Genomic DNA, 26,571 nt, shown 5'->3' with positions numbered 1-26,571 from the left:
TTCTTCCGCGAGGCGACATGACCGACGCTCTTTCCAAGCTGCTTTCCACCCGCGATTGGCTGATGGCCGATGGGGCCACCGGCACCAACCTGTTCAACATGGGGCTGGAATCGGGTGAGCCGCCCGAATTCTGGAACACCGACAAGCCCGACAATATCCGCACCCTCTATCGCGGCGCGGTCGAGGCGGGGTCGGATATTTTCCTGACCAATACCTTCGGGGGCAATGCCGCGCGTCTGAAGCTGCACAACGCCCAGGGGCGCGTCCGCGAACTGAACCGCATCGGTGCCGCGCTGGGGCGCGAGATCGCCGATGCCTCGGGGCGCACTGTGGTGGTCGCGGGGTCCGTCGGCCCGACGGGCGAGATCATGGCCCCGATGGGCAGCCTGACGCATGAGCTTGCGGTCGAGATCTTCCATGAACAGGCCGAGGGTCTGAAGGAAGGCGGGGCCGATGTGCTGTGGATCGAAACCATCTCGGCGCCCGAGGAATTCCGCGCAGCCGCCGAGGCGGCCGCGCTGGCCGGGATGCCCTGGTGCGGCACCATGAGCTTTGACACCGCCGGGCGCACCATGATGGGCGTGACCTCGGCCGATCTGGCGCAGCTCGTCGAAAAGCTGCCGAACCCGCCGATCGCCTATGGCGCCAACTGCGGCGTCGGCGCGTCCGATCTGATGCGGACGGTGTTGGGCTTCTTCGCGCAAGGGTCGGAACGCCCGGTGATTGCCAAGGGCAATGCGGGCATCCCGCGCTATCAGGATGGCGCGATCCATTATGATGGCACGCCCGAGCTGATGGCCGAATATGCCGTGCTGGCCCGTGACGCCGGGGTGCGGATCATCGGCGGGTGCTGCGGCACCATGCCGGAACATCTGCGCGCCATGCGCGCCGCGCTGGAAAGCCGCCCGAAAGGCCCGCGTCCCACGCTGGAAGACATCAGTAGCAAGCTGGGTGCATTCTCGTCGGCCTCGGACGGCACGGGCGGCTGCGGCCACGACCACGGCGCCCCCCGCCGTGAACGCCGCCGGTCGCGCTGAACACGACACAGGCCCGCGCATCACGCGCGGGCCTTTTTGCCTTCAGAACAGCGTCAGCTGATCGCCCGCGCGCGGCGGCGGTGCGAACAGATCGCAGCGCAGCGGGGGTTGCGCCACTGCCAGCCCCAGACGCGCCACCGCCGCGTCAAACCGGCGGGCAATCAGCTCGGCCCAGATCCCCTCACCCCGCATGCGACGGCCCCAGGCCGGGTCATAGTCGCGCCCGCCATGCACCTCGCGGATGCGGGCCATGACCTTGGCGGCCCGCCCCGGCACCCGCGCCTGCAGCCATTGCTGCATCAGGGGGGCCACCTCCAGCGGCAGGCGCAGCATGATCCAGCTGGCCGCCACCGCCCCCGCCTCTTTCGCCGCGGCAAGGATCGCGTCGAGTTCGGGGTCAGTCAGCCCCGGCACCACCGGCGCCACCATCACCCGCACCGGCACCCCCGCCTCGGCCAGCCGCCGGATCACCTGCAGACGCCGCGCGGGCAAGGGCGCCCGCGGCTCCATGCTGCGTGACAGGGCGGGGTCGAGCGTGGTGACGGAAATCCCCACCCGCACCAGCCCGTCACGCGCCATTGGCGCCAGCAGATCGAGATCGCGTTCGACCAGCGTGCCCTTGGTGGTGATCGCCACCGGGTGCTGCCAGCGGGCCAGCACCTCCAATACCCCGCGCATCAGGCGATGCTCCACCTCACACGGTTGGTAAGGGTCGGTATTCGTCCCCAGCGCAATCGGTGCCACGGCATAGGATTTCCGCGCAATTTCGCGCTCCAGCACCGCGTCGATGCCGGGCCGCGCAATCAGCCGGGTTTCGAAATCCAGCCCCGGTGAAAGGTTCAGCCAAGCATGGCTGGGCCGGGCAAAACAATAAACGCAGCCATGTTCGCAGCCGCGATAGGGGTTCACGCTCCGGTCAAACGGCAGATCAGGCGAACGGTTCCAGCTGATTGCCGATCGTGGGCGCTCCAGCCGCACCTCGGTCTGCAGCAGGCGCTCCTCCTCGGGAAGATCCCAGCCATCATCCAACGCCACGCGCTGCACGGCCTCATACCGCCCGGTCGCATTGCCAAGCGCGCCCCGCGCCTTCAGGCGCAGCTCCGGTCGCAGAGTCGGATCGCGTTCCATGCCCCCACAATAGAACACAACAAGAACACTCCGCAACTGCGCGCGCACCTGCGACACTGCTTTCCCCTTGACTGTCGCCTTTGCCTGCGGCCATGTCGCAAAGTGAAAAGTCCTGAAGCCGCATTAGCCGCATTCAGGCAAAGACACATTCCCCCAGGGAGCCCTCAAATGGCCGACGAAGACGATATCATCCTGTCCGAACTCAATGACGAGGAACTTGTGCTGCAGATGCACGATGACCTCTACGACGGCCTGAAGGAAGAAATCGAAGAGGGCGTGAACCTCCTCATCGAGCGCGGCTGGGCCCCCTATGACGTGCTGACCAAAGCGCTGGTCGCCGGCATGACCATCGTCGGCGCCGACTTCCGCGACGGCATCCTTTTCGTGCCGGAAGTGCTGCTGGCCGCCAATGCCATGAAATCGGGCATGGCGATCCTCAAGCCGCTGCTGGCCGAAACCGGCGCGCCGCGCATGGGCAAGATGGTCATCGGCACCGTCAAGGGCGACATCCACGACATCGGCAAGAACCTTGTCGGCATGATGATGGAAGGCGCTGGCTTCGAAGTGGTCGATCTGGGCATCAACAACCCGGTCGAGAAATACCTCGAGGCGCTGGAAACCGAAAAGCCCGATATCCTTGGTATGTCGGCGCTGCTGACCACCACCATGCCCTACATGAAGGTCGTTATTGACACCCTCAAGGAAAAGGGCATGCGCGAAGACTATATCGTTCTGGTGGGCGGCGCGCCCCTGAACGAAGAATTCGGCAAGGCCATCGGTGCCGACGCCTATTGCCGTGACGCGGCCGTCGCCGTGGAAACCGCAAAGTCCTTCGTGGCGCGCAAGCACAACCAGCCGAACGCCTGATCCGGGCCGCAGCTGACCTGATCGGACCCCGGCCAAGGCCGGGGTCTTTTCACATCTGCCCTTCCCCCGCGCCCGCCCCACCCCCATATCGGCAGGGGAAAGGAGGGCCAGATGCCGCCCAAGATCTTCGCGCTCTTGATCCTTGCGGTCATTGTCGATGCGGGGCTGACCCTTTGGCTGGTCCAATGGCTGGGCCTGCCCATCGCCATGGTGGCCCAGCTTGCGCTGCTGGCCGCACTTCTGACAAGGTTGAAGGCATGACCCTGCTTCCCGATGATTCCACGTTGACCGAAACCGGCCTTGCCCCCGCGGCGGCGGGCCGGGTGCTGCTGATCGCCTGTGGCGCGCTGGCGCATGAGGTGCTGGCCATCAAGCGCAGCGGCGGCTGGGATCATCTGGACCTGCAATGCCTGCCCGCGAACCTGCATCTCTGGCCCGACCGCATCCCCGATGCGGTCTCTGCCGCCGTCGCGGCGGCACGCGGGCGCTATGACGACATCTTCATCCTCTATGCCGATTGCGGCACCGGCGGGTTGCTTGAGGCGCGCTGCCGCGAGCTGGGGGTCGCCATGCTGGAAGGGCCGCATTGCTATTCCTTCTTCGAAGGCAACGACCGCTTTGCCCGGATCGCCGACGAAGAGATTACGGCCTTCTATCTGACCGATTTCCTCTGCCGCCAGTTCGACGCCTTCGTCTGGCGCCCGATGGGCTTTGACAAGCACCCTGAACTGATCCCGATGATGTTCGGCAATTACACCAAGCTGGTCTATCAGGCCCAGACCGATGATCCGGCGCTGGATGCCAAGGCGCGGGCGGCGGCGGAACGGCTGGGCCTCGCCTATGAACGCCGCTTCACCGGCTATGGGGATCTGGCCACTGCGATGGCCCGGGTCGCCACCGCATGACCGCTGCCAGGGCGGCGTCGTGCGCGCAGCCGATACCCGGCAGATGCCGCTGCGGGCCTAGCTCATTTGTCGGGCATGCTCTGGCGCTGCGGGCAAGCGAGCCATCAACTCGCTGGGAATGTTGAACCCTGGCAAGCTGGTGCCGCCCGCGCAAGCCTTCAGTGGAAGCCGTTCAGCGCGCGGCGGAAACGGCCGTTGTCGATCTCGCGCTGGCGCATTTCCAGATCGTAGGCATTGGCTGAGGCGTTCAGATAGTCACGCTCAAGATCGGCAACGGTCGGAATGTGCAGGGCACGGATCAGTTTGGAAACGACGGTCAACATGGCAAACCTCTGTCTGGTTGCCCTCCCTGACCACGAATTTATGCCCCCTGCCCCGGCGCAACAACGCCCGATCCTGCCGTGCCGCCATGCATTTGCTGCAACGCAGCATCAGGTGTCGAGCAGCGCCCGCGCCGCAGCCCGCGCGGCATCCGACACGGTATCGCCCGCAAGCATCCGGCCGATTTCCTCAACCCGGTCAGCCGCCGAAAGCGGCGTCACGGTCGAGGTGGTCATCCCCCCCGTCACGCGCTTTTCCACACGCCAGTGATGCGCCCCCAGCGCCGCGACCTGCGGGCTATGCGTCACCACCAGAACCTGCGCCGTGTCGGACAGCGCCTTGAGCCTGCGGCCCACCGCATCGGCCGTGGCCCCACCGACACCGCGGTCGATTTCATCAAAGATCAGCGTCATGCCGGGGGTATCGCCCGTCAGACAGACCTTCAGCGCCAGAAGAAAGCGCGAAAGCTCGCCGCCCGAGGCGATCTTGTTCAACGGGCCCGCAGGCGCGCCGGGGTTGGTGGCCACGGTAAAGGCCACGGCATCCTGCCCTTCCGGCCCGGCATCGCAGGGGGTGACCTGCGTGGCGAAAACCGCCCGCTCCATCTTCAACGGTGCCAGTTCGGCGGCCATGGCGGCATCCAGACGTGCGGCGGCCGTCTTGCGCGCGGCAGACAGGCGCGCGGCCTCGGCCCGATAGGCATCTTCGGCCAGCGTCAGCGCCCGGCGCAGCGCCGCAATATTCTTTTCGCCCCCATCCAGCGCCTCCAGCCGCTTCCGCAGCCCCTGTGCGAAGGTGCCGAGATCATCCGGCAGGACCGAGTGTTTGCGCGCCAACGCCCGGATGGCAAAAAGCCGCTCTTCCAGCGCCTCAAGCTCGGCCGGGTTGAAATCCAGCGCATCGAGGCAGCTTTCGACGCCGGATTGCGCCTCGCCCAGTTCCGTCAGGGCGCGGTTCAGGGCGGCAATCGGCGCCTCCAGCGCGCCTTCAGCATGGTCGGACGCCCCTTCCAGCCGCCGCAGGGCCTCCAGCAGCATCGCTTCGGCGCCCTGTTCAGACAGCGCGGCATGCGCGCGGGCCACGTCGGCGCGGATCTTCTCGGACGCCTGCATGCTGCGCCTGCGGGCATCCAGAACGGCCTCTTCGCCCGGTTCGGGGTTCAGCTTGTCCAGCTCGGCCACGGCGTGACGCAGGAATTCCTCTTCCGCCCGCACGGCCGCCAGCGCACCTTCGGCACTGGCAAGATCCTTGCGCGCCTGACCCAGCGCGCCCCAGGCTGCCCGCACCGGCGCCAGATCCAGCCCGGCAAAGGCATCCAGCATCTGCCGATGCCCGCGCGGGTTCAGAAGCCCGCGGTCGTCATGCTGGCCATGCAGTTCCACCAGCGTTTCCGACAGTGCGCGCAGCACCTCGCCCGAGACGCGGCGGTCATTGGCCCAGGCGGTCTTGCGCCCGTCGGCGTGGTTCACACGGCGCAGGATCAGCTCGCCCTCGGCCTCGATCTCATAATCCGCCAGCACCGCCAGCGCCGGGTGATCGGCAGGCAGATCGAAGACGGCGACAACCTCGCCCTTTTCGGCACCTGCACGCACCAGCTCGGCGCGGCCCCGCCAGCCCAGCACGAAGCCCAGACTGTCGAGCAGGATGGACTTGCCCGCCCCGGTTTCCCCGGTCAGCACGTTCAGCCCCGGCTGGAACGCCAGCGAGAGCCGCTCGATGATGAGCATGTCACGAATATCAAGAGAGCGCAGCATTGCCTTACCCGTCGGTCAGGGTTGCCCCCGCCTGCCTTACAGCCATTCGCCCCGGATCACCTGCCGATAGACCGAGGCCAGCCAGCTGTCGCCCTTGGCCTTGGGCTCCAACCCGCGGCTGGTCAAAAGCTTGTAGCTGTCCTGATAGAACGGGCTGGATTGATAGTTGTGGCCAAGGATCGCGGCAGCGGTCTGGGCCTCATCCGTCAGCCCCAGCGCGAGATAGCATTCCACCAGACGATGCAGCGCCTCGGCCGTGTGGGTCGTGGTCTGGAAATCCTGCACCACGACGCGGAAACGGTTGATCGCCGCCGTGTAATGCCCGCGCTTGAGGTAGAAGCGCCCGATCTCCATCTCTTTTCCGGCGAGATGGTCGAAGGCGAGGTCGAACTTCAGAATGGCCGAACGCGCATATTCGCTGTCGGGATATTCCTCGATGACCTCACGCAGCGCCTGAAGCGCCTGGAAGGTCAGCCCCTGATCGCGGCCCACCTCGTCGATCTGGTCATAGTAGGACAGCGCCATGAGGTATTTGGCATAGGCCGCATCCTCATCGCCCGGATAGTAATCAAGGAACCGCTGGGCCGCCTGACGGGCGTCCTCATATTCCTTGCTCTTGTGATAGGTGAAGGCCTGCATGATCAGCGCGCGGCGCGCCCAATCGGAATAGGGGTAAAGGCGTTCCACCTCGGTGAAATAGCGGACAGCCTCTGTGGGGTCGTTGTCCTGCTCAAGCAGGAATTCGCCGCGTTTGTAGATCTGTTCGGCGCTGAGCGTGTCCAGCGGGGCCTCTTTCGGCGCGCCTGCCCCGCAGGCTGCGAGGAATGCTGTCAGCAGCAACCCGCCAAGGATGCCCGCCCCCGAAGATCCGCCCGTCATCTGTCGCACATCTGCCTCGTCAAATCCCGCCCGGCGGACCCAAAGCCAGCCAGAGCCTGTTCCGACCCGATGGAGGCCGGACCCGTTTGGCTTGTCCTAGCACAGAAAAATCGGCGGCGCAAAACGCCTTTCGCCGCCGCGCCCCAGGTCAGTGATGCGCCGGCAGATCGCCGCGATGCACACCCATGCCGGGCAGCTTGCGTTCGGTTTTCGCGCCACATTCGACAAAGCACCAGGCATCGGGCTGGGCAAAGAGCGCACGCAGCAGCCGGTTGGTCAGCGCATGGCCCGCACGGATGCCGGTGTAGCGGCCAAGGATCGGCCCGCCCGCAAGCGAAAGATCGCCGACGGCATCCAGCATCTTGTGGCGCACAGGTTCATCGGCGTGACGCAGGCCGCCGGGGCTCAGCACTTCACCATCCTCGAACACCACCGCGTTTTCCAGTGTGCCGCCCAAGGCCAGGCCATTGGCGCGCATGAAATCGACATCGGCCTGCAGGCAGAAGGTGCGGCTGTCACACAGTTCGCGCACAAAGGCGCCGTTGGCCATGTTCAGATGGCGTTCCTGACGGCCGATCGCGGTTTCGGCAAAGTCGATGCGGAAATCGATCTCAAGGTTGTCGGAAGGCTCAAGCCGGGCCACGGCCTCGCCGTCGCGCACTTCGACGGCCTTGCGGACGCGGATGGCGCGCACCGGCGCATCCTGCGCCACGATGCCCACGGCAAGGAAGCGATCCACGAAAGGCACGGCCGAACCGTCAAGGATCGGCACTTCCGGCCCGTCGATTTCGATCAGCGCGTTATGGATGGCGCAGCCCGCCAGCGCCGCCATGATATGTTCGATGGTCGAGACCGAAACCCCCGAAGGGTTCGCGATCAGCGTGCAGAGTTTCGACGGCACCACCGCATCCCAGCGCGCCGGGATCAGCACATCGCCAGTGTCAAGATCGGTGCGTTTGAACCAGACCCCGGAATCGGTCGCGGCGGGATGCACCACCATGCGCACGGGTTTCCCCGAATGCAGGCCGAGCCCGTCAAAGACCGCAGCGGATTTCAAGGTATGTTGCACGTTCAACCCTCAGAATGGTCCGATTCCGCAGCGCAGCCCTTACGGGAAACGCCGCGAAGTTTAGGTAATTCCGAGGGGGTTCTGGAACAACTCACTCTTTGTAACCGGATGTAACAGAGATCCAAACAGACTGCAAAAATCCGCCAAGCTACACCCAACCCCTTAATATAAAAAAGAAAAAGGCCCGGTCGCCCGGGCCTTTGCGGAAAACTTGTTACCTTGACGTAGCGTCTGTCAGTTGGCCTGACGGCGCAGGAAGGCCGGAATTTCGATGCGTTCCTGATCGGCCGAAAGCTCGGGCTCTTCATCATAGGCGGTCACTTGCGGCTGCTGGCGCGGCGCGCGCTCGGCGGCCGGTTCGGCCCCGTGACCGGCCATACGGTTGATGAGCGAGCCGATCCCGAAGCGCGATTTCTCGGCCGGGCGGGCGGCAGGTGCCGGGGCCGCAGGGGCGGCCGGGCGCTGTGCAGCAGGCTGCGGACGCTGCCCGGTGGCGGGGTTCTTGGTCACGGCCGCCTGCAGACGGGCCAGCGCCTCGGGCGAGGGTTGCCCAGCAGGGCGCGGACGCGGGGCGACAAAGACGCCCGGATCATCGTTATGGGCGGAATAGCCACGCTGCGGCGCGGGCTGGGCCGCCGGCTGCGGACGATAGGCCGGAGGCGGCAGGTCATCCATCGCCTCGGGCTGTTCGTGCATCGGCTGGAATTCATACTGCTGCGGCGCCGGAGTCTGTTCGAACATCATCTGCTGCTGCGGCGGCACGGGCTGCTGCATGACGGGCTGCTGCTGCATCACCGGTTGCTGCGGCGCGGGCTGATACTGCGGCGCGGGCGCGGGCTGCGCCATCATCGGGGCGCGCGGCTCGGGCTTGGGTTCCGGCGCGGGGGCGAAGGTCGGCGCAGCGCTGCCCATCGGGCGGCGGGTCGGCGTTTCGGCGCGGTTCGAGGCCGAGGCATCAATCCCCGTCGCCACGACCGACACACGCAGCATGCCATCCATGTTCGGATCGAGGGTGGAGCCCACGATGATATTGGCGTCCGGATCGACCTTTTCGCGAATGATATTCGCGGCCTCGTCCAGTTCGAACAGGGTCAGATCATAGCCGCCGGTGATATTGATCAGCACGCCCTTGGCGCCATTCAGGCTGATTTCGTCCAGCAGCGGGTTGGCGATGGCCTTCTCGGCCGCCTCGCGGGCGCGTTCGTCGCCGCTGGCCTCGCCGGTGCCCATCATGGCCTTGCCCATCTCGTCCATCACCGAACGCACGTCGGCGAAGTCGAGGTTGATCAGCCCCGGACGCACCATCAGATCGGTCACACCCTTGACGCCCTGATACAGCACGTCGTCGGCCATGGCGAAGGCTTCGGTAAAGGTGGTGCGTTCGTTGGCCAGACGGAACAGGTTCTGGTTCGGAATGATGATCAGCGTATCGACGACCTTCTGCAGGGCTTCGATGCCCTCATCGGCCTGACGCATCCGCTTGTTGCCCTCAAACTGGAAGGGCTTGGTCACGACGCCCACGGTCAGCACGCCCAGCTCGCGCGCGGCCTGCGCGATGATCGGGGCTGCGCCGGTGCCGGTGCCACCACCCATACCCGCGGTGATGAAGCACATATGCGCCCCGGCCAGCTGGTCGACGATGGCCTCGATGGTTTCCTCGGCGGCGGCGGCGCCCACCGACGGACGGGCCCCTGCCCCCAGACCCTCGGTCACTTTCGGACCCATCTGGATGCGGGCCGTGGCCTTGGATTGCTGGAGCGCCTGCGCGTCGGTATTGGCGACGACGAACTCGACCCCTTCCAGCTGTTTCTCGATCATGTTGTTCACGGCGTTGCCGCCCGCGCCGCCAACACCGAACACGGTGATGCGGGGCTTCAGCTCTTCACGCTGGGAAGTCATCATCAGATTCAGGGTCATCGCCAATCCGCCTGTTTATACTTGGGCCGCCGTGTTTTCTTTGAATTTCAGAGCATTGAGCGCATCTGTCCCGGACGCGGACGCTCTGAATTATCCTCAATTCTATCCACAGTGGCGGGGAAGGTCACGAAAAAAACGCTCATCCCCACAAAATATGGGGGATAAGGGCCTCCCTTTAAGCGGGATTTCGCCAGATGTGCTGAATGTGGGGGTTACCAGTTGTCCTTGAACCACTTGAAGGCCCGCTTCAGGGACCGGGCCGGGTATTTCTCGGCCGGGATGTCGAAGTCCCACCATTCATCCTGCGGATGGGTCGCAAAGAGACACAGGCCCACCGCCGAAGAAAAGGCCGGGCCGGTCACCGCCTGCGGCAGCCCCTGGATCCGCAGCGGGCGGCCCAGACGGACGCGCTGACCGAGGATGCGGGTCGCCAGATGGGCAAGACCCGGGATCTGGCTGCCCCCGCCCGTCAGCACGATCTGCTGGCTGGGCAGATGTTCGAACCCGGCCGCATCCAGACGGACGCGCGCTTCTTCGAGGATTTCTTCCACGCGCGGGCGCATGATGCCGATCAGCTCGGTCCGGCTGACCTGACGGCGGTCCTTTTCCCAATCACCGCTGTCGCCGCCGATGTCGATCATCTCGCGGTCGTCCTTGCCCGTGGCATGGACATCGCCGTGCTTGGTCTTGATGCGCTCGGCCACCGCCATCGGCACCTGAAGCCCCTTGGCAATGTCCGAGGTGATGTGATCCCCGCCCATGCGGACGCTGTCGGCATAGATCATGTGCTTCTTGATGAAGATCGAAATGCCGGTCGAACCGCCGCCCATGTCGATGCAGGCGGCGCCCAGTTCCTGTTCGTCTTCCACCAGGCTCGAGACGCCCGAGACATAGGCCGAGGAGGCAATCCCGGCCAGTTCGAGGTCACAGCGCTTGATGCAGTAGAACAGGTTCTGCACCACGCTGGCCTCGACCGACAGAAGGTGCATGTCGCAGGCCAGACGGTTGCCGATCTGCCCGCGCGGATCGCCCAGACCCGACCGGTGATCCAGCGCAAAGTTCACCGGCTGGGCATGCAGCACCTCGCGCCCCGGCCCGATGTCGGGCATGTCGCAAGAGGCCAAAACCCGCGCCACATCCTGTTCGGTGACGACACTGTCGGCCAGCTCGATTTCCCCGGCCAGACCATAGCTGCGCGGCTCGGCGCCCGAGAAGCAGGCGATGACGTGGTCAACCCGCACATTCGCCATCTTCTGCGCCGCCTGCACGGCCGTGCGGATGGCGCGTTCCGTTTCGCTCATCACATGGATTTCGCCAAAGCGCACGCCGCGCGACCGCGTGGTCGCAGCGCCGATGATGCGGAATTGCGATTGCCCCGCCATCGACCCCACACCATCGGCATCGCGCCGCCGTTCGGGGCCATCAAAGCGCAGGACAAGGCAGGCGATCTTGCTGCTGCCGATGTCCAGAATGGCGACAACGCCCCGCTGCATGGCGGCGCGGCGCATGTTCCGCATGGCACGTTGGGATTGATAGAGATCGGTCACAGGTCGTTCTCCACAGTCTCAATTCCCTGAGCCCGGCGCAGGGCGCGCAGGGCATTGGGGGCAAGTCGCAGGGTGGGGCGCTGCTGGGACCGCAGGTCCACCGTCAGCACATCCCGGTTCAGCAGGTCTTCGGCCTTGTCGAGCGCGAGCAGACGTTCCAGCGCACGCACGGGGTTGTTGGCGGGCAGCAGGATGCGCTGACCGCGGTCCAGCACCACGTCCCAGCGGCGTTCGCCCACACGCACAAGGCCGCGCAGGCGCGGCACGATCGGTTCGGCGGCGGCCACGATCTGCAGCGCCTCGGCCGCGTTCATATTGGCCCCGTCCCCCGCGATCACCGGCAGGTCGGGGCGATCGGCGCGCGTCAGCACCCGCGCCACGCGGCGCCCGGTTTCATCCAGCAGGTCCAGTTCGGCGCCCCGGCGCCAGATCAGCGCGGGCATGCGCTCGGTCACATTGACTTCCAGCACACCGCCGCCCGCGACCTTGAGTTCGGCCTTGGCCACCGCATCCAGTGACGAAATCCGCGCCTGCGCAGCCTCAAGGTCGATATCGAAGCTCGAGGCCGGCAGCTGGACCGCCAGCTTTTCACGAATCGCGGCATCCAGCGTCGGCGAGGCGCCCGTCACCCGCAGGACCGAGACGCGGAACTCGGGGCGGCTTTCCACCGCCTCGCGCAGCGCATCGATCTGGGCAAACAGGGCGGCACGGCGGGCATCATTGCCCAGCCAGACCAACCCCACCAGCCCGATGACCAGCAGGGGCAGCCCAAGGCGAAAGAAGATGCGGAACACCGGCGTCAGCCACAGGCGCTGCATCCGATAGGCCATGCGCGTCGGTGCAGGGTCGCGCCGCACATGCGACTGCGGCGCCTGGGCCGCAGGGGCGGTGCGCGGGCGCGCGGCCTGCGGGCGCTGCGGCGCCGTCACCGGGGGATAGCGTCGGTCCGCGATCAGCGGTCGCATGACGCATCCTCCACGATCCAGCGGCAAAGTTCGGGGAAGGAAATGCCGCAATGCGCGGCCTGTTCGGGCGCAAGCGAGGTGGGCGTCATCCCCGGCTGGGTATTGGTTTCCAGCAGGATCAGCCCCGCCAGACCGCGGCTTTCATCCCAGCGGAAATCAGTGCGCGACAGGCCACGGCACCCCAGCGCCCGATGCGCGCGCAGGGCGTAATCATGGCAGGCGGCCGCAATATCCGCCGGGATATTGGCCGGAATTTCGTGGCGCGACCCGCCGACCGAATATTTCGCGTTATAATCATACCAGCCGGTGGTGATGATATCCGTCACCCCCAGCGCCCGGTCGCCCATGACGGCAGTCGTCAGTTCGCGCCCCGGGGCATAGGTTTCGACCATCACCTGCGCGGGCATGGTGTCGGGCAGTTGCGGCGGCGTATTCGCGCCATCCTGCACGATATAGACCCCGACGGAGGAGCCTTCGTTATTGGGCTTCACCACATAGGGCGGCGGCAGGACATGGCGACGCCCCACCTCATCACGCGCGGCGATCACGCTTTGCACGACTGGCAGCCCCGCCGCACGATAGGCCTCTTTCGAGCGCTGCTTGTCCATCGCAAGGGCCGAGGCCAGCACCCCGGAATGGGTATAAGGAATGCGTAGCCATTCCAGCAGGCCCTGCACGCAGCCATCTTCGCCCCAGCGGCCATGCAGGGCGTTGAAGACGACATCAGGCTTGATTTCGACAAGACGCGCGGACAGGTCGGGGCCGGCATCGACCTCGATCACGTCATATCCAGCATCCCTGAGGGCGCGGGCACATTCCTGCCCGGATACCAAAGAAACCTCCCGCTCTGCGGAAAGTCCACCTTTCAAAACCGCCACCAGGGAGCCTGTCTTGCCCGACTTGCTCGCCATTTACTGCCTCTTCAGGGTCTATGCCCCGATATTCTTGTTATTTTGCAGCCGGTTCACCGACACGCATGATTTCCCACTCTAACGTGATCCCGCTGTGTTGGAAAACCCTTTTTCGCACTTCCTCGCCCAATTCTTCCAGATCGGCGGCCGTGGCCCCCCCGGCATTGATCAGAAAGTTGGAGTGCTTCTCGCTCATCTGTGCGCCTCCGATGCGGGCGCCGCGCATGCCTGCGTCGTCGATGACCTTCCAGGCCTTCAGCTCATGGCTGTCATCGGCCTGGCCGGTGGAACTGCGCCCCAACGGATTGCGGAAGGTCGACCCGGCGCTGCGGTCCTTGGTGGGCTGGCTGGCGTCCCGCTTGGCCAACTGATCTTCCATCCGCGCGGCCAGTGCCGCCGCATCGCCCTGCGGCGCGCGGAAGGTGGCCGAGACGACCACAGCGCCTTCCGGCAGGTCCGACTGGCGATAGCGCAGGTTCAGCGCGGCGGCGGGCAGAACCTGCAGCGTACCATCGCGCAGGATCACCCGGATTTCCTCAAGAAAATCGGCAACATAGTGGCCATAGCAGCCTGCATTCATCCGCACAGCACCGCCGATTGATCCCGGGATGGTGCGCAGGAAGGTCAGATCCAGCCCCGCCTCGGCCGCCTTCTTCGCGACATGGGCATCCAGCGCGGCGGCCCCGGCGGTCACACGGTCGCCGTCGACCTCGATCCCATTGAAACCGCGCCCCAGCCGGATCACCACGGCGCGCAGCCCGCCATCGCGCACGATGAGGTTGGACCCCACGCCCATCGGAAAAACCGCCACATCCGGGTCCAGCCGGGCCAGGAAATCGGCCAGATCGGCCTCATCCGCGGGCTGAAACAACCAGTCCGCAGGCCCGCCCACGCGCAGCCATGTCAGATCGGCCAGAGGGCGCTGGGGGGTCAGGGTGCCACGCGGCGTCGGAAGGGGGGAAGGGATCGCTTGGGTCATGCCCCTATGTGCGGCAGGATGCCCCGTGGCGCAAGCGTCCCTGCCCCGGATTTCCATCGAAAATCCGCAAGCAGCGCGTCGCCAGAACCTTAGCCGCGGATCCGTCGCGCAAGCCGCAGCAAGGGCCAGCGCAGCACGCTTGCCCCCGCCAGAAGGCAGACAAAGCCCCAGATCGGCCCCTCGGCCCAGGTAACCCAACCCAGAAGCGCAATCCCGCTGACTGTCAGCAGATGCGCCGCTGTCCAGTGAAAGCGCCGCGGCATCATCGCCGCAAGGGCCGCCACCACCACCCAGAGACAGGCCGCCGTCAGCGCCCCGCTCATGCGGCGGAGGCTTGCAGCTTTGCCGGAAGCCCGTTGGCCCAGGCCGAGATCGTCCCGGCGCCGAGGCAGACGAAGATATCGCCCGGCCGCGCCTGTTCGCGGAAGAGCCGTGCCAGATCGGCCTCATCCATGATGGCGCGGGCATGGCGGTGGCCATGGGCGATCAGGCCGGACACCAGATCATCCCGACTTGCCCCCACGATCGGCTCTTCGCCCGCGGCATAGACCTCGGCGATGGCGACGACATCGGCCTCGTTGAAGCAGGTGCAGAAATCATCGAACAGGCTGTGCAGGCGGGTATAGCGGTGGGGCTGATGGATCGCGATCACCCGCGCGCCGTCGCGCCCGGCAATCGCCTGACGCGCGGCCTTCAGCACGGCGGCAATCTCAACCGGGTGGTGGCCGTAATCATCAATGATGGTCACGCCCGAAACCTCGGCCACTTTGGTAAAGCGCCGGTTCACGCCGCCGAAATTGGCCAGTGCCTCGCGGATTTCGTCCTTCTTCATGCCCAGATGCCGCGCGACCGCCACGGCCGACAGCGCGTTCGAGACATTGTGGTCCCCCGGCATCGGCAGGGTGCAACCCTCGATCTTCGAACCGGCGTCCTCATTCTGCAGCAGGATGTCGAAATGCGCGATCCCGCCTTCAAACCGCAGGTTCACGGCGCGGATATCGGCCTGGGCGTTGAAACCGAAAGTGACGATGCGCCGGTCGGTGACGCGGCCGACAAGGGCCTGAACCTCGGGGTGGTCGGTGCAGCAGACGGCAAGGCCATAGAAGGGGATGTTCGACACAAAATCATAGAACCCCTTCCGCAGCGCATCAAAGCTGCCCCAGTGTTCCATATGTTCGGGGTCGATATTGGTGACGATGGCGATGGTCGCGGGCAGGCGGTTGAAGCTGCCGTCGGATTCGTCGGCCTCGACCACCATCCATTCCCCGGCGCCCGCGCGGGCGTTCGACCCATAGGCATGGATCACGCCGCCGTTGATCACGGTCGGGTCGAACCCGCCCTTGTCCAGCAGCGTCGCCACCATGGTGGTGGTCGTGGTCTTGCCATGCGTGCCCGCAATGGCGATGTTGGACCGCAGGCGCATCAGCTCGGCCAGCATCTCGGCCCGGCGCACCACCGGCAGACCGCGGCGCCGCGCCTCTTCCAGTTCAGGGTTGCCCTTCTTGATGGCCGAGGAAATCACAACCACGCCCACGTCTTCCGTGATGTTTTCCGCACGTTGCCCCTCGAAGAAGGTCGCCCCCAGCTGCACCAGCCGGTCCGTGATCTTCGAGGCCTTCGCATCCGACCCCTGCACCACATAGCCCAGCGTGATCAGCACCTCGGCAATGCCCGACATGCCGATGCCGCCGATCCCGACGAAATGGATGGGGCCCAGTTCTCCGGGCAGTTTGGTGGCGGCAGCGTTCATGGGTCACTCTTTTCCGGCAAGGCGCAGGACCAGCTCGACCAGACGCGCGGTCGCGTCGGGGCGGCCCTGGGCAAGGGCATTCGCGGCCATCTGGGCCGCAGCCTGCGGGTTCGACAGCACGGCGGCCATTTGGGCGCTGAGCGTCGCGGGGTCAAGGGCGGATTCCGGGATCAGCACCGCCGCCTGAGCATCGACCAGCCCGCGGGCATTGGCCGTCTGGTGGTCCGCAGTGGCCGCGGCAAAGGGGATCAGGATCGACGGCCGCCCGATGATCGAGATATCGGCAATCGACGACGCGCCCGAGCGCGAGATAACCAGCTGCGCCTCCGAGAGGCGGCGCGGAATATCGGTGAAGAAGGGTGCAACCTCGGCCGCGATCCCCGCCCCGGCATAGGCCGCAACCACGCGCTCCAGATCTTCGGCCCGCGCCTGATGGGCCACGCGAAGGTTCTTGCGGATCGCTTCGGGCAGGGCGGCCACGGCAGCGGGCACCACATCCGACAGGATCCGCGCCCCCTGGCTGCCGCCGATGACCACAAGGCTCATCGGGTAATCGCCCGGCGGAATGTAGCCTGCCCCGGCACGCTCCAGCACCGCCTGCCGCACGGGGTTGCCGGTCGGCGTGCCCTCAACGCCCTGCGGCAAGGTCGTGGGCCAGGTCCCGCAGGCCACCAGCCCGACACGCGGCGCGAAGATCTGGTTGACCTTGCCCAACACCCCATTCTGTTCATGGATCATGCGCGGCAGCCGCAACAGCGTCGCCGCCGCCAGCGCCGGGATCGACGGATAGCCGCCAAACCCCACCACCGCCGCCGGTCGGTCGCGCAGCATCGCCGCCACTGCCGCCCCGATCCCCCCGGCAATGCGGAAGGGCACCAGCGCCTTTGCGGCCAGCCCCCCCCGCGCGAAGGTGGCCGAGGCCATTTCCTCGATCACCACCTCGGCCGGAAAGCCCCCGGCATAACGCGCACCCCGCGCATCGGTGGACAGCTTCACCCGCCATCCCCGCGCGATCATCGCCTCGGCCAGCGCCTGGGCCGGGAACATATGCCCCCCCGTCCCTCCGGCCGCGATCAGCAGCAGCGGCCCGCTCATCTCAGCGGCCCCGGCGGAACAGAATGTCTTCCAGCGTGCCCTGCGGCCGCGACCGCGTCAGCGCCAGCAGCATGCCCACCGTCAGACCCGCCGCAATCACCGAAGATCCACCATAGCTCACAAACGGAAGGGTCATCCCCTTGGCGGGCAAGAGCCGCACCGCAACGCCCATGTTGATCATCGCCTGCACCCCGAAGATGCAGGCCAGCCCCGCCCCCGCCAGCCGCACGAACGGGTCGCGCTCCTTCATCAGACGAAACATCGACCGCACCACCACCGTGCCATATAGCGCAAGGATGCACAGCACCAGGATCAGGCCATATTCCTCGGCCGCCACGGCGATGATGAAGTCGGTATGGGCATCGGGCAGCGTCCATTTCACCTGCCCCTCACCCACGCCCACACCAAAGAACCCGCCCTCCTGAATCGCGTTGGTGGCATAGCCCAGCTGCGACCGCGGATCGACATCCGCCGCCAGAAAGCCGTCAATCCGCCGCGCAAGGTGTTCGGAAACGCCGTAAAGCCCAAAGCCCACCGCCCCGATGGCCCCGACAATCGACAGGATCACCACCATCGAGGCGCCCGCCACGAAATAGACCACGCACCAGCCAAAGACGACCAGCATCGACTGCCCGAAATCCGGCTGGATCGCGAGGAAGAAGACCACCACCACCGCAATCAGGAAGGAAATCAGCCGCCCCGGCGGCCCGCCCACCTCTTGCGCTGCCGCCATCAGCCAGGCCGAGAGGATGATGAAGCCGGGTTTCAGAAACTCTGACGGCTGCACCGAGGCAAAGCCGAAGGAAAACCACCGCACCGCCCCCTTGCCGAAATCGGTCCCGAAAACCGGCAACAGGATCAGCGCGACAAAGGAAAAGGCAAAGCCAAGAATCCCCAGCCGCCGCACCATCTCGGGCGGCAGCATCGAGGTGCCGATCATCGCCACCAGCGCCAGCGACCCGAAAAACGCCTGCCGCTGCACATAGTAGTAGGGGTCCAGCCCGTTGCGCGTGGCCAGCGGCACCGAGGCCGCCAGCGCCAGCAACATGCCGATGCCAAACAGCACCACCACCGCCGTCAACGACCATTTGTCGATGGTGCGCCACCAACGGGGGAGAACCGGCTCCGTGACCCGTGCGGGCATGGAGCCATAGACCATCTCTGTCATGGGAACCGCCTGAATTCGCCTGCTTGCCTCTGGGGACGGTATTCTCCGCCCTCTTGCCCGCAGACTAGCGCCGAACGATTCGCAAGGCCAGCGCGAAAACGGCCCCGTCAGCCCCGCCGCGCCCGCATTTGCAAGAACCGGCCGGCCTGCCATTTTCTGTCCTGAAATATCCTCGGGGGGCACGGCCGCAGGCCGTTGGGGGGCAGACAGCCCCCCGGCCTCCCCCGCCGCCAGAGCATCGGCTTGCACCCCGCAGCGCCCTTCCCCATTCTGCGCCGGAACAGACAGGAAGGGTGCGGACATGATTCCGGTTCAGGGCGTTCAGGGGCAAAAGATCGCGGTGCTGGGGCTGGGCAGATCCGGCCTGGCCACGGCACGCGCGCTCAAGGCGGGGGGGGCAGAGCCGCTTCTCTGGGACGACAGCGCCGAGGCCCGCGCCAAGGCCGAGGCCGAGGGCTTCGCCTGCACCGATCTCATGCGGAACGGCGCCTTCGACGGGGTCGCCGCGCTCATCACCTCGCCGGGGATCCCGCATCTCTACCCCCAGCCCAACAAGGTCATCGCCCGCGCGCTCGCGCTCGGGGTGCCGGTGGACAATGACATCGGGCTTTTCTTCCGCAGTTTCGCCACCACCGCCTGGGACAATTTCGAGGTCGCGCCCAAGGTTGTCTGCGTGACCGGGTCGAACGGCAAATCCACCACCACCGCGCTGATCCACCATATCCTCACGGTCGCGGGGCGGCCCACGCAGATGGCGGGCAACATCGGGCGCGGGGTTCTGGACATCGACCCGCCGCAGGATGGTGAGGTGGTGGTCCTCGAACTCTCCTCTTACCAGACCGAACTGGCCCGCGCGCTCACCCCGGATGTCGCGGTCTTCACCAACCTTTCACCCGATCACCTTGACCGGCATCAGGGCATGGGCGGCTATTTCGCCGCCAAGCGCCGCCTCTTTGCCGAAGGCGGCCCCGATCGCTGCATCATCGGCGTGGATGAGCTTGAGGGCCAGTTCCTCGCCGGGCAGCTTGCACAGGGACGCGAGGATGATCGCGTGATCCGCATCTCCTCGGGGCAGAAGCTGGATGATTTCGGCTGGTCGGTCTTTGCCCGCAAGGGGTTCCTGGCCGAATGGCGACGCGGCAAGCAGGTGGCCAGCATCGACCTGCGTGAAATTCCCGGCCTGCCGGGCGCGCATAACCACCAGAATGCCTGCGCCGCCTATGCCGCGACACGGGCGCTTGGCATTGCGCCGCGCGTGATCGAAAGCGCGCTGCTCAGCTTTGCGGGCCTGCCCCACCGCAGCCAGCTTGTCGGCGAACGCGGCGGCGTGCGGTTCATCAATGACAGCAAGGCCACCAATGTGGACAGCGCCGCCAAGGCGCTGCAGGCTTTCCCCCGCATCCGCTGGATCGTGGGCGGCATGGGCAAGGATGGCGGCATTGCAGCGCTGCAGCCCTTCCTCGGTTCGGTGGTGAAGGCCTATCTCATCGGCTTTTCGGCCCGCGATTTCGCGCTTCAGATCGGCGACACCCCGCATGAGATCTGTGAGACGATGGACCGCGCTGTGGCCCGCGCCGCGGCCGAGGCCGAGCCGGGCGAGGTCGTGCTGCTGGCGCCGGCCGCCGCCAGCTTTGACCAATACCCCAATTTCGAGAAACGCGGCGAGGATTTCACCGCCAAGGTCCGCGCCCTGATCGGCTGACCCGGCCCCGGATAAAGGAGAATGACCATGGAGGGAGGATGCACCTGCGGCGCAATCCGTTATCGCCTTCAGGACCGGCCCATGTTCGTCCATGCCTGCCATTGCAGCTGGTGCCAGCGTGAAACCGGATCGGCCTTCGCGCTGAATGCGATCATCGAACGCGACCGGCTGGAGGTGACCGGCCCGGTCGAGATGGTGCGCCTCCCCTCGGCCTCGGGTCAGGGACAAGAGATCGCGCGCTGCCCGACTTGCCGAGTGGCAGTCTTCAGCCATTACGCGGGCGCAGGGCGGGCTGCGGCTTTCGTGCGGGTGGGCACCCTGGACCATCCCGAAACCTGCCCGCCGGATGTGCATATCTTCACCTCGACCCGCCTGCCCTGGGTCGCCCCCGACCCGCGGGTGCCAGAATTTGAGGGCTATTACAGCCTGCGCGACCTCTGGCCCCCAGCCAGTCAGGAACGACGGCAGGCCATGAAGGCCCGTTTCACCGGCTGACCCCGATCAAGGCCCCCGCCCCCCCCGGCGAGGGCTTTTTCCATGGACGCGAAAGGCCGCATTGCAGAAAACACGCGATATTGGTAAGAAACTCAAACCAAATTGGAGGTTTCCGCCCATGACCGTCATCACCTGCATTGAAGATCTGAAACGGCTGCACGCGCGCCGCGTCCCGCGGATGTTCTATGATTATGCGGAATCGGGCAGCTATACCGAACAGACTTTCCGCGAAAACGTCAGCGATTTCAGCAAGATCCGTCTTCGCCAAAAGGTGGCGGTCGATATGTCGGATCGCGTCGTGGCGGGGAAGATGCTGGGGCAACCCGTGACCATGCCGGTCGCGCTGGCGCCCGTGGGGTTTACCGGCATGCAATCCGCCGATGGCGAGATCAAGGCAGCCCGCGCGGCCGAGGCCTTCGGCGTGCCCTTCACCCTGTCCACCATGTCGATCTGTTCCATCGAGGACGTGGCCGCCCATACGACCAAGCCCTTCTGGTTCCAGCTTTACGTCATGCAGGATGAGGAATTTGTCGATGCCATCATCGAACGCGCCCGGCGGGCAGGCTGTTCGGCACTGGTGCTGACGCTGGATCTGCAAATCCTTGGCCAGCGGCACAAGGATCTGAAGAACGGGCTTTCCGCACCGCCCAGGCTGACGCTGACCAATATCGTCAATATGGCGACCAAGCCGCGCTGGTGCCTCGGGATGCTGGGCACCAAGCGCCATACCTTTGGCAATATCGTGGGTCATGCCAAGGGCGTGGGCGATCTGTCATCCCTGTCGAGCTGGACCAACGAACAGTTCGACCCCAAGCTCGACTGGTCCAAGATCGAACGCATCCGCGAGAAATGGGGCGGCAAGCTGATCCTGAAGGGTATTCTGGATGCGGAAGATGCGCGCCGCGCCGCCGATTTCGGCGCCGACGCGATCGTGGTCAGCAACCACGGGGGCCGGCAGCTGGATGGGGCGCTGTCGTCGATCCGCATCCTGCCCTCGATCGTGCGGGCGGTGAAGGGCCAGACCGAAATCTGGATCGACAGCGGCATCCGGTCGGGTCAGGACGTGCTCAAGGCGCTCGCGCTCGGGGCAGACGCGGCGATGATCGGGCGGGCCTATATCTATGGGCTTGGCGCCATGGGACAGGCGGGCGTGACCAAGGCGCTGGAGGTGATGAAGAAAGAGCTCGACATCACCATGGCGCTGTGCGGGGAACGCGACATTGCCAATCTTGGCGCGCACAACCTTTTGGTGCCCAAAGATTTTGAAGGCGAGTGGGCCTGACCCTTCAGCGCCGCCGCACCATCAGCGGCGCCAGCACCGACACCAGCGCAAGCAGCAGGGCGGCAAAGACGAACGCCGCCCTGAGCCCGAAGGCCCCCGCAAGAAAGCCCAGCATGGGCGGGCCGAAGAAATAGCCGAAATAGCCGTAAAGCGTAGCACGGGCCACGGCGCGAGCGCGGGCCTCCGGCGCGGCGCGTTCGCCCACCAGCGAAAAAGCCGTGGGGGCGATGACCGATGACCCCAACCCCATGATCACAAAGGCGATCTGCGCCATGCCGGGGCTGGTTGCTGCCGCCGCGGTCAGCGCCCCGCAGGCCGAAAGCACCGCCCCGCCCGCCAGCACCCGCGCGGGCCGAAGCCGGGTCACCAGCCCCTGCCCCACCAGCCGCGCCACCCCCATGGTCAGCGCCAGCGCCGCCGGACCTGCCGCACCTTGGGCCGGGCTGCCGCCCAGCGTCTTCTCGATATGCAGCGCCGACCAGTTTTCGGCGGCATTTTCAGTCAGGAAGGCCACAAGGATGATGGCCCCGCCAATCACCGGCCCCAGACCAAGGCCCCCCGCCCCCTTTTCAGGCCGGGCCAGGCCGTCGATGCGGCCGTCACGTTCAAAGGTCAGTGCTGCCAGCACCCCGGCCACCAGCGCCCCGCCCCCCAGCACCGCCGCCGGGGGCCAGGCCGCATCGCGCATCGCCCCGGTGCCAAGCGCGCCCGCCGCATAGCCGAAGGAATAGGCCGCGTGGCACAGCGTCATCAGATGCAGGCCATGCCGCCCCTCCAGCGCCGCCACGCGGGCATTCATCAGCACATCGGTCAGCCCCGTCGCCGCCCCGCAGAGCATCATCATCGGCGGAAAGAGCCAGAGCCAGTGCACCTGCCCCGGCCCCGCAAAGGCCAGCGCCATGGCAAAGGCCGCACCGGGCAGCGCCAGCCGCCCCAGCCCCGCCCCCACCGCGGGTGCCACCAGCATGGCCAAGACCGCGGCCAGCGGCGTCATCAGCATCAGAAGGCCCAGCTGCGCCTCGGCCACCCCCAGCTGCGCTTTCAGATCGGGCAGCACGGCCGCAAACCCTCCCCACAAGATGCCCATTGCGGCAAAGGCGGCAAGGGGCGCACGGGCCAGAAGGACAAGACGGGGCGACAGCATGAGGGGCTCCTTATCCCCTGCATAGCTAGCCGTCCCGGCCTTGCCGCGCCCGCCCGCCCCCGACACGGGCTTTGCCATGGCCGACACCCCGAAACCGCCCCGAAACCGGGCCGGTTTTCCAGTGTTTTATGGCAGTTTCTGCTTGTCTCTGGCCCCGAATCCCCGCTATAGCCCCCCGATCCGTCATGCACCCTTGGAGGATGGCGGACAGTGCAACAAAAGGAGATTACCTATGGCACGCGAGATCGAAGATCTTCAGGCCGTGGTGCGGACGGGGACGGGCAAGGGGGCCGCTCGTCAAGCTCGCCGTGCGGGCTACGTACCGGGCATCGTTTATGGGGACAAGCAAGAGCCGGTCGCCATCAACATGAACTACAACGCGCTGCTGAAGCGCCTGCGTCAGGGCCGGTTCCTCTCGACCCTGTTCAACCTGAAGGTTGAAGGCCAGCCGGACGTGCACGTCGTGTGCCGCGGCGTTCAGCGCGATGTGGTCAAGGACCTGCCGACCCACATCGACTTCATGCGCCTGCATGACGACAGCCGCATCAACCTGTTCATCCACGTGACCTTCATCAACCATGATGCGGCTCCGGGCCTGAAGCGTGGCGGCACCCTGACCGTCGTGCGTCCGGAAGTGGAACTGGAAGTGCTGGCTTCGGACATCCCGAACGAAATCGTCGTGGACCTGACCGGCAAGACCTTCGGCGATGTCATCCACATCAATGACGTCACCCTGCCGAACGGCGCCAAGCCGACCATCGACCGGAACTTCGTGATCGCCAATATCACGGCTCCGTCGGGCATCGTCGCGGAAGAGTGATCCTGTCACCAGACAGATGAAAACGCGGCGGGGGCAACCTCGCCGCGTTTTTCTTTGTATTGGCAGCGGCTCATGCCGCCTGCGCGATGGAAGGTGTGGCATCGCCCGCAAGCTCGGCTTCGGATGCGGGCTCGGGCTGGGCCTCCAGACGGAAGAAGCTGACCGCCCCCGTCAACCGTCCGGCCTGGTCGGCCAGCTGGGCCGCAGCTTCGGACAGATGTTGGGCGACACGCGAATTATCCTGCGCGCTGCGGTCGATCTGATGCACAACCTGCGTGATTTCGCCCACGCCCTGCGCCATCTCGTGACTGGCGCGCGTGATCTGGGCCACAAGGCGGGCGGTGGTTTCGATTTCGGTCACGACATGGCGCAGCAGGTCATTCGCGCCGGTCGCGGTGCGGACGGTATCGCGCGACAGCCGGTCGATGTCCGAGGCGGCCTCCTGGCTGCGTTCGGAAAGCTTGCGCACCTCGGCCGCGACGACGGCAAATCCCCGACCATGTTCCCCGGCGCGTGCCGCCTCGACCGCGGCATTCAGCGCCAGAAGGTCGGTCTGCCGCGCGATTTCCTGCACGAAGCTGATCTTCTCGGCGATGGATTGCATGGCGGTTGCGGCGGCGGCCACGGTGGTGCCCGCCTCTTGCGCCACGCCCACAGCCCGATGGGCGGCTTCCTCCGTGACCGAGGCATTGCGCGCGGTTTCAGAGATATTGGCCGCAATCTCCTCGATCGAGCTTGAGGCCCGCTCGATCGCCACCGACTGCACCCGCGCGGTCGTGCTGAGCGCGGTCGAGGTCTGCGCCATTTCCGAGGCCCCGCCCGTGACCGAACCGACCCCCTGGGCCACATCCGCCACCACGCTCCGCATCGCAAGGACCATGCGGTTCATGTTGCCGAGCAATGCCGTCATCTCATCATTCCCGCGCAGGCGGGGCGCCACCAGCAGATTGCCCTCGGCGACCGAGGCGCTGAGCTGCCCGGTCGCGCGCAGACCCCGCGTCAGACTGACCATGATCCAGATCCCTGCCGCAAAGGCCCCTGCCACACCGGCGATGACAAAATTGCGCAGCAGTGCCATGACCTGCCAGAAAATGGTTTCCGATGCCTTGGCCATGCGCTGCGCCTGCAAACGCTCTTCCTGGCCCAGACGGGTGGCAATGTCCTTGATCTCGGTCGCAAGCGCGGCCAGCTTGCCCTCTTGCAGGATGCCTGTGGCGGCAGAGCCCGCTGCCGTGGCGTTCTTGTCGGCGGCGAAGATCCCGTCGATCAGCGCGTTGATCTGTGCCGTCTTGGCCGCGTATTCATCCAGCAGCTTCATCGAGGCGGCGGTCGCGCCGTCGCGCGCATGGGTCAGGCGGATCTGCTGTTCCTTGCGCAGGTCATCGATCTGGTTCTGCACCGGCTTGCGTGTGGTGGCGTCGGGGCGCAGTGCATAATCGCGGATCAGCGTCTGGATTTCCTGCTGCGCCAGATCGAGGCGCGCGGCTTCGGCCATGCGGGGCAGGTTCTGCTGAACGATGGCGCGCGTATTCTGGCGGATTTCCCCGAAACGTTCATAGCTGATCAGACCCATGGCCACGAGAATGACACTCAGAAGGATCGCCGCGCCGATGATCTTGGTCTTGAGCGAGATGCCAAAGCCGCCCGGCGGCGGAGATTGGGCATCGGTGCGGGCGGAAGCCGCTTGGGCGGTGTCGGTGTGATCGGTCATCTGGGTCCCTGAGGCTGCGACGGCATGGTCTGCGCCTCTGTCCCAACGGACGGGCAGGGATGGGGTGTTAGGCCCTGAACGGATGGGGGCGGATCTGCCTTCGTATGGGCCTAGCCTGCACGGGCCATATGATGCTGCCAGCGCGGATCTTCTTGCGCGGTGCGCCCCGCAGCCTGGGCGAGACGGGCCGCATAATCGGCACAGCACAGGTGATGCAGACGCGCCACCCCCGGCAGGGCCATGGCGCGGGCATGGATGGCGTCAAACGCCGCCTCATGCCGAAGGGCCGAAAGGTCCTGCTGTTCATTGCGGTTGGTGGATCGGTAATAACTGTCGTTATAGCGATCCGCCCCCTGCACGGCCGAAGGCGTGCCGCGTTTCAGGCCCCAGCTTTCCTCGGACCGCAGCATGTAATGGTTCATCTGCGCGCCCTGATGGGTGACCAGCTCGGGCGGCAGCATCCGCAGATAGGGCTGATCGGCGCCCCAATCCGGCACGACCACCCCATCGGCATTCACCATATGCAGGGGCGGGGCGGCCTTTGCGGGGTCAAGCCCCCGCGGCCCGTGTTCCCCCAGCGCACGAAAGGCACGGGGCGCGCGATGGAGCACCTTGATCCAGCGCGAAATCCAGTTCCGCGTCGGCCCCGCCCGCAGGAAGTGCCGATGGGTCAGCCCGTCCTCCCACAGCTGCCGCCCGGAAGTGCCGAAGACCCGCCAGTTCACCGCAATCGCCAACGCATCGGGTGCCACGGCGATCAGATCGGCCAGCCGCCCCTGCCCGTGATGCACCACCAGAAATTCATCGACATCACAGACCAGCACCCAATCGGCGCGTTTGACCAGCGGATGCGCCCGCGCCAACCGCAGCTTCGGCCCCACCACCTTTTCCCCCGGCAAAACCGGGCAATCCAGATGCGTGACCCAGCCCGCCGCCGCCAGCGCAGCCAAAAGCTGCGGCGACTGATCGGTGCAATCATTGGTGATGATGAGGACATCGGTGAAGCCCAGCATCCGATACCATGCCACCCATTCCACGATGAACGGGCCTTCGTTACGCATGGAACAGACAACCGTGGCGCGCACCCTGCCCCCCAGAACCGCGATTTCGGGCCAGAGTGTCCCG

The 26,571-nt window shown here is 66.0% G+C and carries 25 protein-coding genes; 8 read left to right on the top strand and 17 right to left on the bottom strand.

Going from position 1 to position 26,571, the window contains the following annotated elements:
- The first annotated feature begins 17 nt into the window (after positions 1-17).
- Positions 18-1,037 carry a betaine--homocysteine S-methyltransferase gene (gene bmt, locus IE101_RS08295; RefSeq protein ID WP_189633352.1) on the top strand — a complete coding sequence of 340 codons (1,020 nt, stop codon included), beginning with the start codon at positions 18-20 and terminating at the stop codon, positions 1,035-1,037.
- A 42-nt stretch (positions 1,038-1,079) separates the two neighbouring features.
- On the opposite strand, the gene IE101_RS08290 is transcribed toward bmt, so the two are convergent.
- Positions 1,080-2,165 carry a PA0069 family radical SAM protein gene (locus IE101_RS08290; RefSeq protein ID WP_189633351.1) on the bottom strand — a complete coding sequence of 362 codons (1,086 nt, stop codon included), beginning with the start codon at positions 2,163-2,165 and terminating at the stop codon, positions 1,080-1,082.
- Between the two features lie 168 nt (positions 2,166-2,333).
- Here IE101_RS08290 and IE101_RS08285 point away from each other — a divergent pair, with 168 nt between their 5' ends.
- From IE101_RS08285 to IE101_RS08275, 3 genes are all read left to right on the top strand, one after another.
- Complete coding sequence (locus IE101_RS08285) at positions 2,334-3,032, top strand: cobalamin B12-binding domain-containing protein (RefSeq protein WP_189633350.1); 699 nt, start codon at positions 2,334-2,336, stop codon at positions 3,030-3,032.
- Positions 3,033-3,143: 111 nt separating this feature from the next.
- On the top strand, positions 3,144-3,293 hold the full coding sequence (locus IE101_RS08280) for a hypothetical protein (protein ID WP_189633349.1): 150 nt from the start codon (positions 3,144-3,146) through the stop codon (positions 3,291-3,293).
- Positions 3,290-3,937, top strand: a complete 648-nt coding sequence (locus IE101_RS08275) for a DUF1638 domain-containing protein (protein ID WP_373296089.1) — start codon at positions 3,290-3,292, stop codon at positions 3,935-3,937. Before IE101_RS08280 ends, IE101_RS08275 begins: the two co-directional genes overlap by 4 nt.
- 158 nt (positions 3,938-4,095) lie before the next feature.
- On the opposite strand, the gene IE101_RS08270 is transcribed toward IE101_RS08275, so the two are convergent.
- From IE101_RS08270 to IE101_RS08210, 13 genes are all read right to left on the bottom strand, one after another.
- Entirely contained in the window at positions 4,096-4,260 is a 165-nt protein-coding gene (locus IE101_RS08270) for a DUF3563 domain-containing protein (RefSeq protein ID WP_189633348.1), read from the bottom strand.
- A 108-nt stretch (positions 4,261-4,368) separates the two neighbouring features.
- Positions 4,369-6,012, bottom strand: a complete 1,644-nt coding sequence (recN, locus tag IE101_RS08265; protein WP_189633347.1) for a DNA repair protein RecN — start codon at positions 6,010-6,012, stop codon at positions 4,369-4,371.
- Positions 6,013-6,048: 36 nt separating this feature from the next.
- A complete protein-coding gene (locus IE101_RS08260) occupies positions 6,049-6,891 on the bottom strand; it encodes an outer membrane protein assembly factor BamD (RefSeq protein WP_189633346.1) in 843 nt (280 codons plus the stop codon).
- A 148-nt stretch (positions 6,892-7,039) separates the two neighbouring features.
- On the bottom strand, positions 7,040-7,960 hold the full coding sequence (gene lpxC / locus IE101_RS08255; protein ID WP_189633345.1) for a UDP-3-O-acyl-N-acetylglucosamine deacetylase: 921 nt from the start codon (positions 7,958-7,960) through the stop codon (positions 7,040-7,042).
- A gap of 234 nt (positions 7,961-8,194) precedes the next feature.
- Entirely contained in the window at positions 8,195-9,877 is a 1,683-nt protein-coding gene (ftsZ, locus tag IE101_RS08250) for a cell division protein FtsZ (RefSeq protein ID WP_189633344.1), read from the bottom strand.
- 212 nt (positions 9,878-10,089) lie between these two features.
- Positions 10,090-11,424 (bottom strand): cell division protein FtsA, encoded by a 1,335-nt coding sequence (gene ftsA, locus IE101_RS08245; protein WP_189633343.1) that lies wholly within the window; start codon positions 11,422-11,424, stop codon positions 10,090-10,092.
- On the bottom strand, positions 11,421-12,389 hold the full coding sequence (locus IE101_RS08240; RefSeq protein ID WP_189633342.1) for a cell division protein FtsQ/DivIB: 969 nt from the start codon (positions 12,387-12,389) through the stop codon (positions 11,421-11,423). Before IE101_RS08240 ends, ftsA begins: the two co-directional genes overlap by 4 nt.
- Positions 12,377-13,300, bottom strand: coding sequence for a D-alanine--D-alanine ligase (locus IE101_RS08235; RefSeq protein ID WP_189633341.1), 924 nt, complete (start codon positions 13,298-13,300; stop codon positions 12,377-12,379). The genes IE101_RS08240 and IE101_RS08235 overlap by 13 nt, the downstream gene beginning before the upstream one ends.
- Before the next feature lie 37 nt (positions 13,301-13,337).
- The gene (gene murB, locus IE101_RS08230) at positions 13,338-14,279 is read right to left on the bottom strand and encodes a UDP-N-acetylmuramate dehydrogenase (RefSeq protein WP_189633340.1); all 942 of its coding nucleotides are present in this window, start codon (positions 14,277-14,279) and stop codon (positions 13,338-13,340) included.
- Between the two features lie 89 nt (positions 14,280-14,368).
- Positions 14,369-14,602, bottom strand: a complete 234-nt coding sequence (locus IE101_RS08225; RefSeq protein WP_189633339.1) for a DUF2484 family protein — start codon at positions 14,600-14,602, stop codon at positions 14,369-14,371.
- Positions 14,599-16,029 (bottom strand): UDP-N-acetylmuramate--L-alanine ligase, encoded by a 1,431-nt coding sequence (gene murC, locus IE101_RS08220; RefSeq protein WP_189633338.1) that lies wholly within the window; start codon positions 16,027-16,029, stop codon positions 14,599-14,601. The genes IE101_RS08225 and murC overlap by 4 nt, the downstream gene beginning before the upstream one ends.
- 3 nt (positions 16,030-16,032) lie before the next feature.
- Positions 16,033-17,124: a UDP-N-acetylglucosamine--N-acetylmuramyl-(pentapeptide) pyrophosphoryl-undecaprenol N-acetylglucosamine transferase gene (locus IE101_RS08215; protein WP_189633337.1), complete on the bottom strand. Its 1,092-nt coding sequence runs from the start codon at positions 17,122-17,124 to the stop codon at positions 16,033-16,035.
- Between the two features lies 1 nt (position 17,125).
- Positions 17,126-18,292 (bottom strand): peptidoglycan glycosyltransferase FtsW, encoded by a 1,167-nt coding sequence (locus IE101_RS08210; protein ID WP_189633336.1) that lies wholly within the window; start codon positions 18,290-18,292, stop codon positions 17,126-17,128.
- Between the two features lie 301 nt (positions 18,293-18,593).
- On the opposite strand from IE101_RS08210, the gene murD reads away from it, so the two are divergent.
- The 3 genes from murD (at position 18,594) to IE101_RS08195 (ending at position 21,771) form a co-directional block, all read left to right on the top strand.
- Positions 18,594-19,994: a UDP-N-acetylmuramoyl-L-alanine--D-glutamate ligase gene (gene murD / locus IE101_RS08205; protein WP_189633335.1), complete on the top strand. Its 1,401-nt coding sequence runs from the start codon at positions 18,594-18,596 to the stop codon at positions 19,992-19,994.
- Positions 19,995-20,021: 27 nt separating this feature from the next.
- A complete protein-coding gene (locus tag IE101_RS08200; protein ID WP_189633334.1) occupies positions 20,022-20,489 on the top strand; it encodes a GFA family protein in 468 nt (155 codons plus the stop codon).
- 118 nt (positions 20,490-20,607) lie between these two features.
- Positions 20,608-21,771 (top strand): alpha-hydroxy acid oxidase, encoded by a 1,164-nt coding sequence (locus tag IE101_RS08195; protein ID WP_189633333.1) that lies wholly within the window; start codon positions 20,608-20,610, stop codon positions 21,769-21,771.
- A gap of 4 nt (positions 21,772-21,775) precedes the next feature.
- Here IE101_RS08195 and IE101_RS08190 read toward each other — a convergent pair whose 3' ends face one another.
- On the bottom strand, positions 21,776-22,915 hold the full coding sequence (locus tag IE101_RS08190) for an MFS transporter (RefSeq protein ID WP_189633332.1): 1,140 nt from the start codon (positions 22,913-22,915) through the stop codon (positions 21,776-21,778).
- 232 nt (positions 22,916-23,147) lie between these two features.
- Here IE101_RS08190 and IE101_RS08185 point away from each other — a divergent pair, with 232 nt between their 5' ends.
- Complete coding sequence (locus tag IE101_RS08185; protein ID WP_189633331.1) at positions 23,148-23,735, top strand: 50S ribosomal protein L25/general stress protein Ctc; 588 nt, start codon at positions 23,148-23,150, stop codon at positions 23,733-23,735.
- A 70-nt stretch (positions 23,736-23,805) separates the two neighbouring features.
- On the opposite strand, the gene IE101_RS08180 is transcribed toward IE101_RS08185, so the two are convergent.
- Positions 23,806-25,446, bottom strand: coding sequence for a methyl-accepting chemotaxis protein (locus tag IE101_RS08180; protein WP_189633330.1), 1,641 nt, complete (start codon positions 25,444-25,446; stop codon positions 23,806-23,808).
- A 110-nt stretch (positions 25,447-25,556) separates the two neighbouring features.
- Positions 25,557-26,531: a glycosyltransferase family 2 protein gene (locus IE101_RS08175; RefSeq protein WP_229804061.1), complete on the bottom strand. Its 975-nt coding sequence runs from the start codon at positions 26,529-26,531 to the stop codon at positions 25,557-25,559.
- Positions 26,532-26,571: the final 40 nt, after the last annotated feature.

It is taken from the genome of Gemmobacter lanyuensis (assembly GCF_014652355.1).
GTDB lineage: Bacteria > Pseudomonadota > Alphaproteobacteria > Rhodobacterales > Rhodobacteraceae > Gemmobacter > Gemmobacter lanyuensis.
The sequence above is the reverse complement of the archived record's forward strand: the minus strand, read 5'-3'. Positions and strand labels throughout refer to the sequence as shown.

Excerpts from the sequence above, each read along its gene's own strand:
- bmt (WP_189633352.1), top strand. The coding sequence starts at position 18 with ATGACCGACGCTCTTTCCAAGCTGCTTTCCACCCGCGATTGGCTGATG.
- IE101_RS08290 (WP_189633351.1), bottom strand. The coding sequence starts at position 2,165 with ATGGAACGCGATCCGACTCTGCGACCGGAGCTGCGCCTGAAGGCGCGG.
- IE101_RS08285 (WP_189633350.1), top strand. The coding sequence starts at position 2,334 with ATGGCCGACGAAGACGATATCATCCTGTCCGAACTCAATGACGAGGAA.
- IE101_RS08280 (WP_189633349.1), top strand. The coding sequence starts at position 3,144 with ATGCCGCCCAAGATCTTCGCGCTCTTGATCCTTGCGGTCATTGTCGAT.
- IE101_RS08275 (WP_373296089.1), top strand. The coding sequence starts at position 3,290 with ATGACCCTGCTTCCCGATGATTCCACGTTGACCGAAACCGGCCTTGCC.
- IE101_RS08270 (WP_189633348.1), bottom strand. The coding sequence starts at position 4,260 with ATGTTGACCGTCGTTTCCAAACTGATCCGTGCCCTGCACATTCCGACC.
- recN (WP_189633347.1), bottom strand. The coding sequence starts at position 6,012 with ATGCTGCGCTCTCTTGATATTCGTGACATGCTCATCATCGAGCGGCTC.
- IE101_RS08260 (WP_189633346.1), bottom strand. The coding sequence starts at position 6,891 with ATGACGGGCGGATCTTCGGGGGCGGGCATCCTTGGCGGGTTGCTGCTG.
- ftsZ (WP_189633344.1), bottom strand. The coding sequence starts at position 9,877 with ATGACCCTGAATCTGATGATGACTTCCCAGCGTGAAGAGCTGAAGCCC.
- IE101_RS08240 (WP_189633342.1), bottom strand. The coding sequence starts at position 12,389 with ATGCGACCGCTGATCGCGGACCGACGCTATCCCCCGGTGACGGCGCCG.
- IE101_RS08235 (WP_189633341.1), bottom strand. The coding sequence starts at position 13,300 with ATGGCGAGCAAGTCGGGCAAGACAGGCTCCCTGGTGGCGGTTTTGAAA.
- murB (WP_189633340.1), bottom strand. The coding sequence starts at position 14,279 with ATGACCCAAGCGATCCCTTCCCCCCTTCCGACGCCGCGTGGCACCCTG.
- IE101_RS08225 (WP_189633339.1), bottom strand. The coding sequence starts at position 14,602 with ATGAGCGGGGCGCTGACGGCGGCCTGTCTCTGGGTGGTGGTGGCGGCC.
- murC (WP_189633338.1), bottom strand. The coding sequence starts at position 16,029 with ATGAACGCTGCCGCCACCAAACTGCCCGGAGAACTGGGCCCCATCCAT.
- IE101_RS08215 (WP_189633337.1), bottom strand. The coding sequence starts at position 17,124 with ATGAGCGGGCCGCTGCTGCTGATCGCGGCCGGAGGGACGGGGGGGCAT.
- IE101_RS08210 (WP_189633336.1), bottom strand. The coding sequence starts at position 18,292 with ATGACAGAGATGGTCTATGGCTCCATGCCCGCACGGGTCACGGAGCCG.
- murD (WP_189633335.1), top strand. The coding sequence starts at position 18,594 with ATGATTCCGGTTCAGGGCGTTCAGGGGCAAAAGATCGCGGTGCTGGGG.
- IE101_RS08200 (WP_189633334.1), top strand. The coding sequence starts at position 20,022 with ATGGAGGGAGGATGCACCTGCGGCGCAATCCGTTATCGCCTTCAGGAC.
- IE101_RS08195 (WP_189633333.1), top strand. The coding sequence starts at position 20,608 with ATGACCGTCATCACCTGCATTGAAGATCTGAAACGGCTGCACGCGCGC.
- IE101_RS08190 (WP_189633332.1), bottom strand. The coding sequence starts at position 22,915 with ATGCTGTCGCCCCGTCTTGTCCTTCTGGCCCGTGCGCCCCTTGCCGCC.
- IE101_RS08185 (WP_189633331.1), top strand. The coding sequence starts at position 23,148 with ATGGCACGCGAGATCGAAGATCTTCAGGCCGTGGTGCGGACGGGGACG.
- IE101_RS08180 (WP_189633330.1), bottom strand. The coding sequence starts at position 25,446 with ATGACCGATCACACCGACACCGCCCAAGCGGCTTCCGCCCGCACCGAT.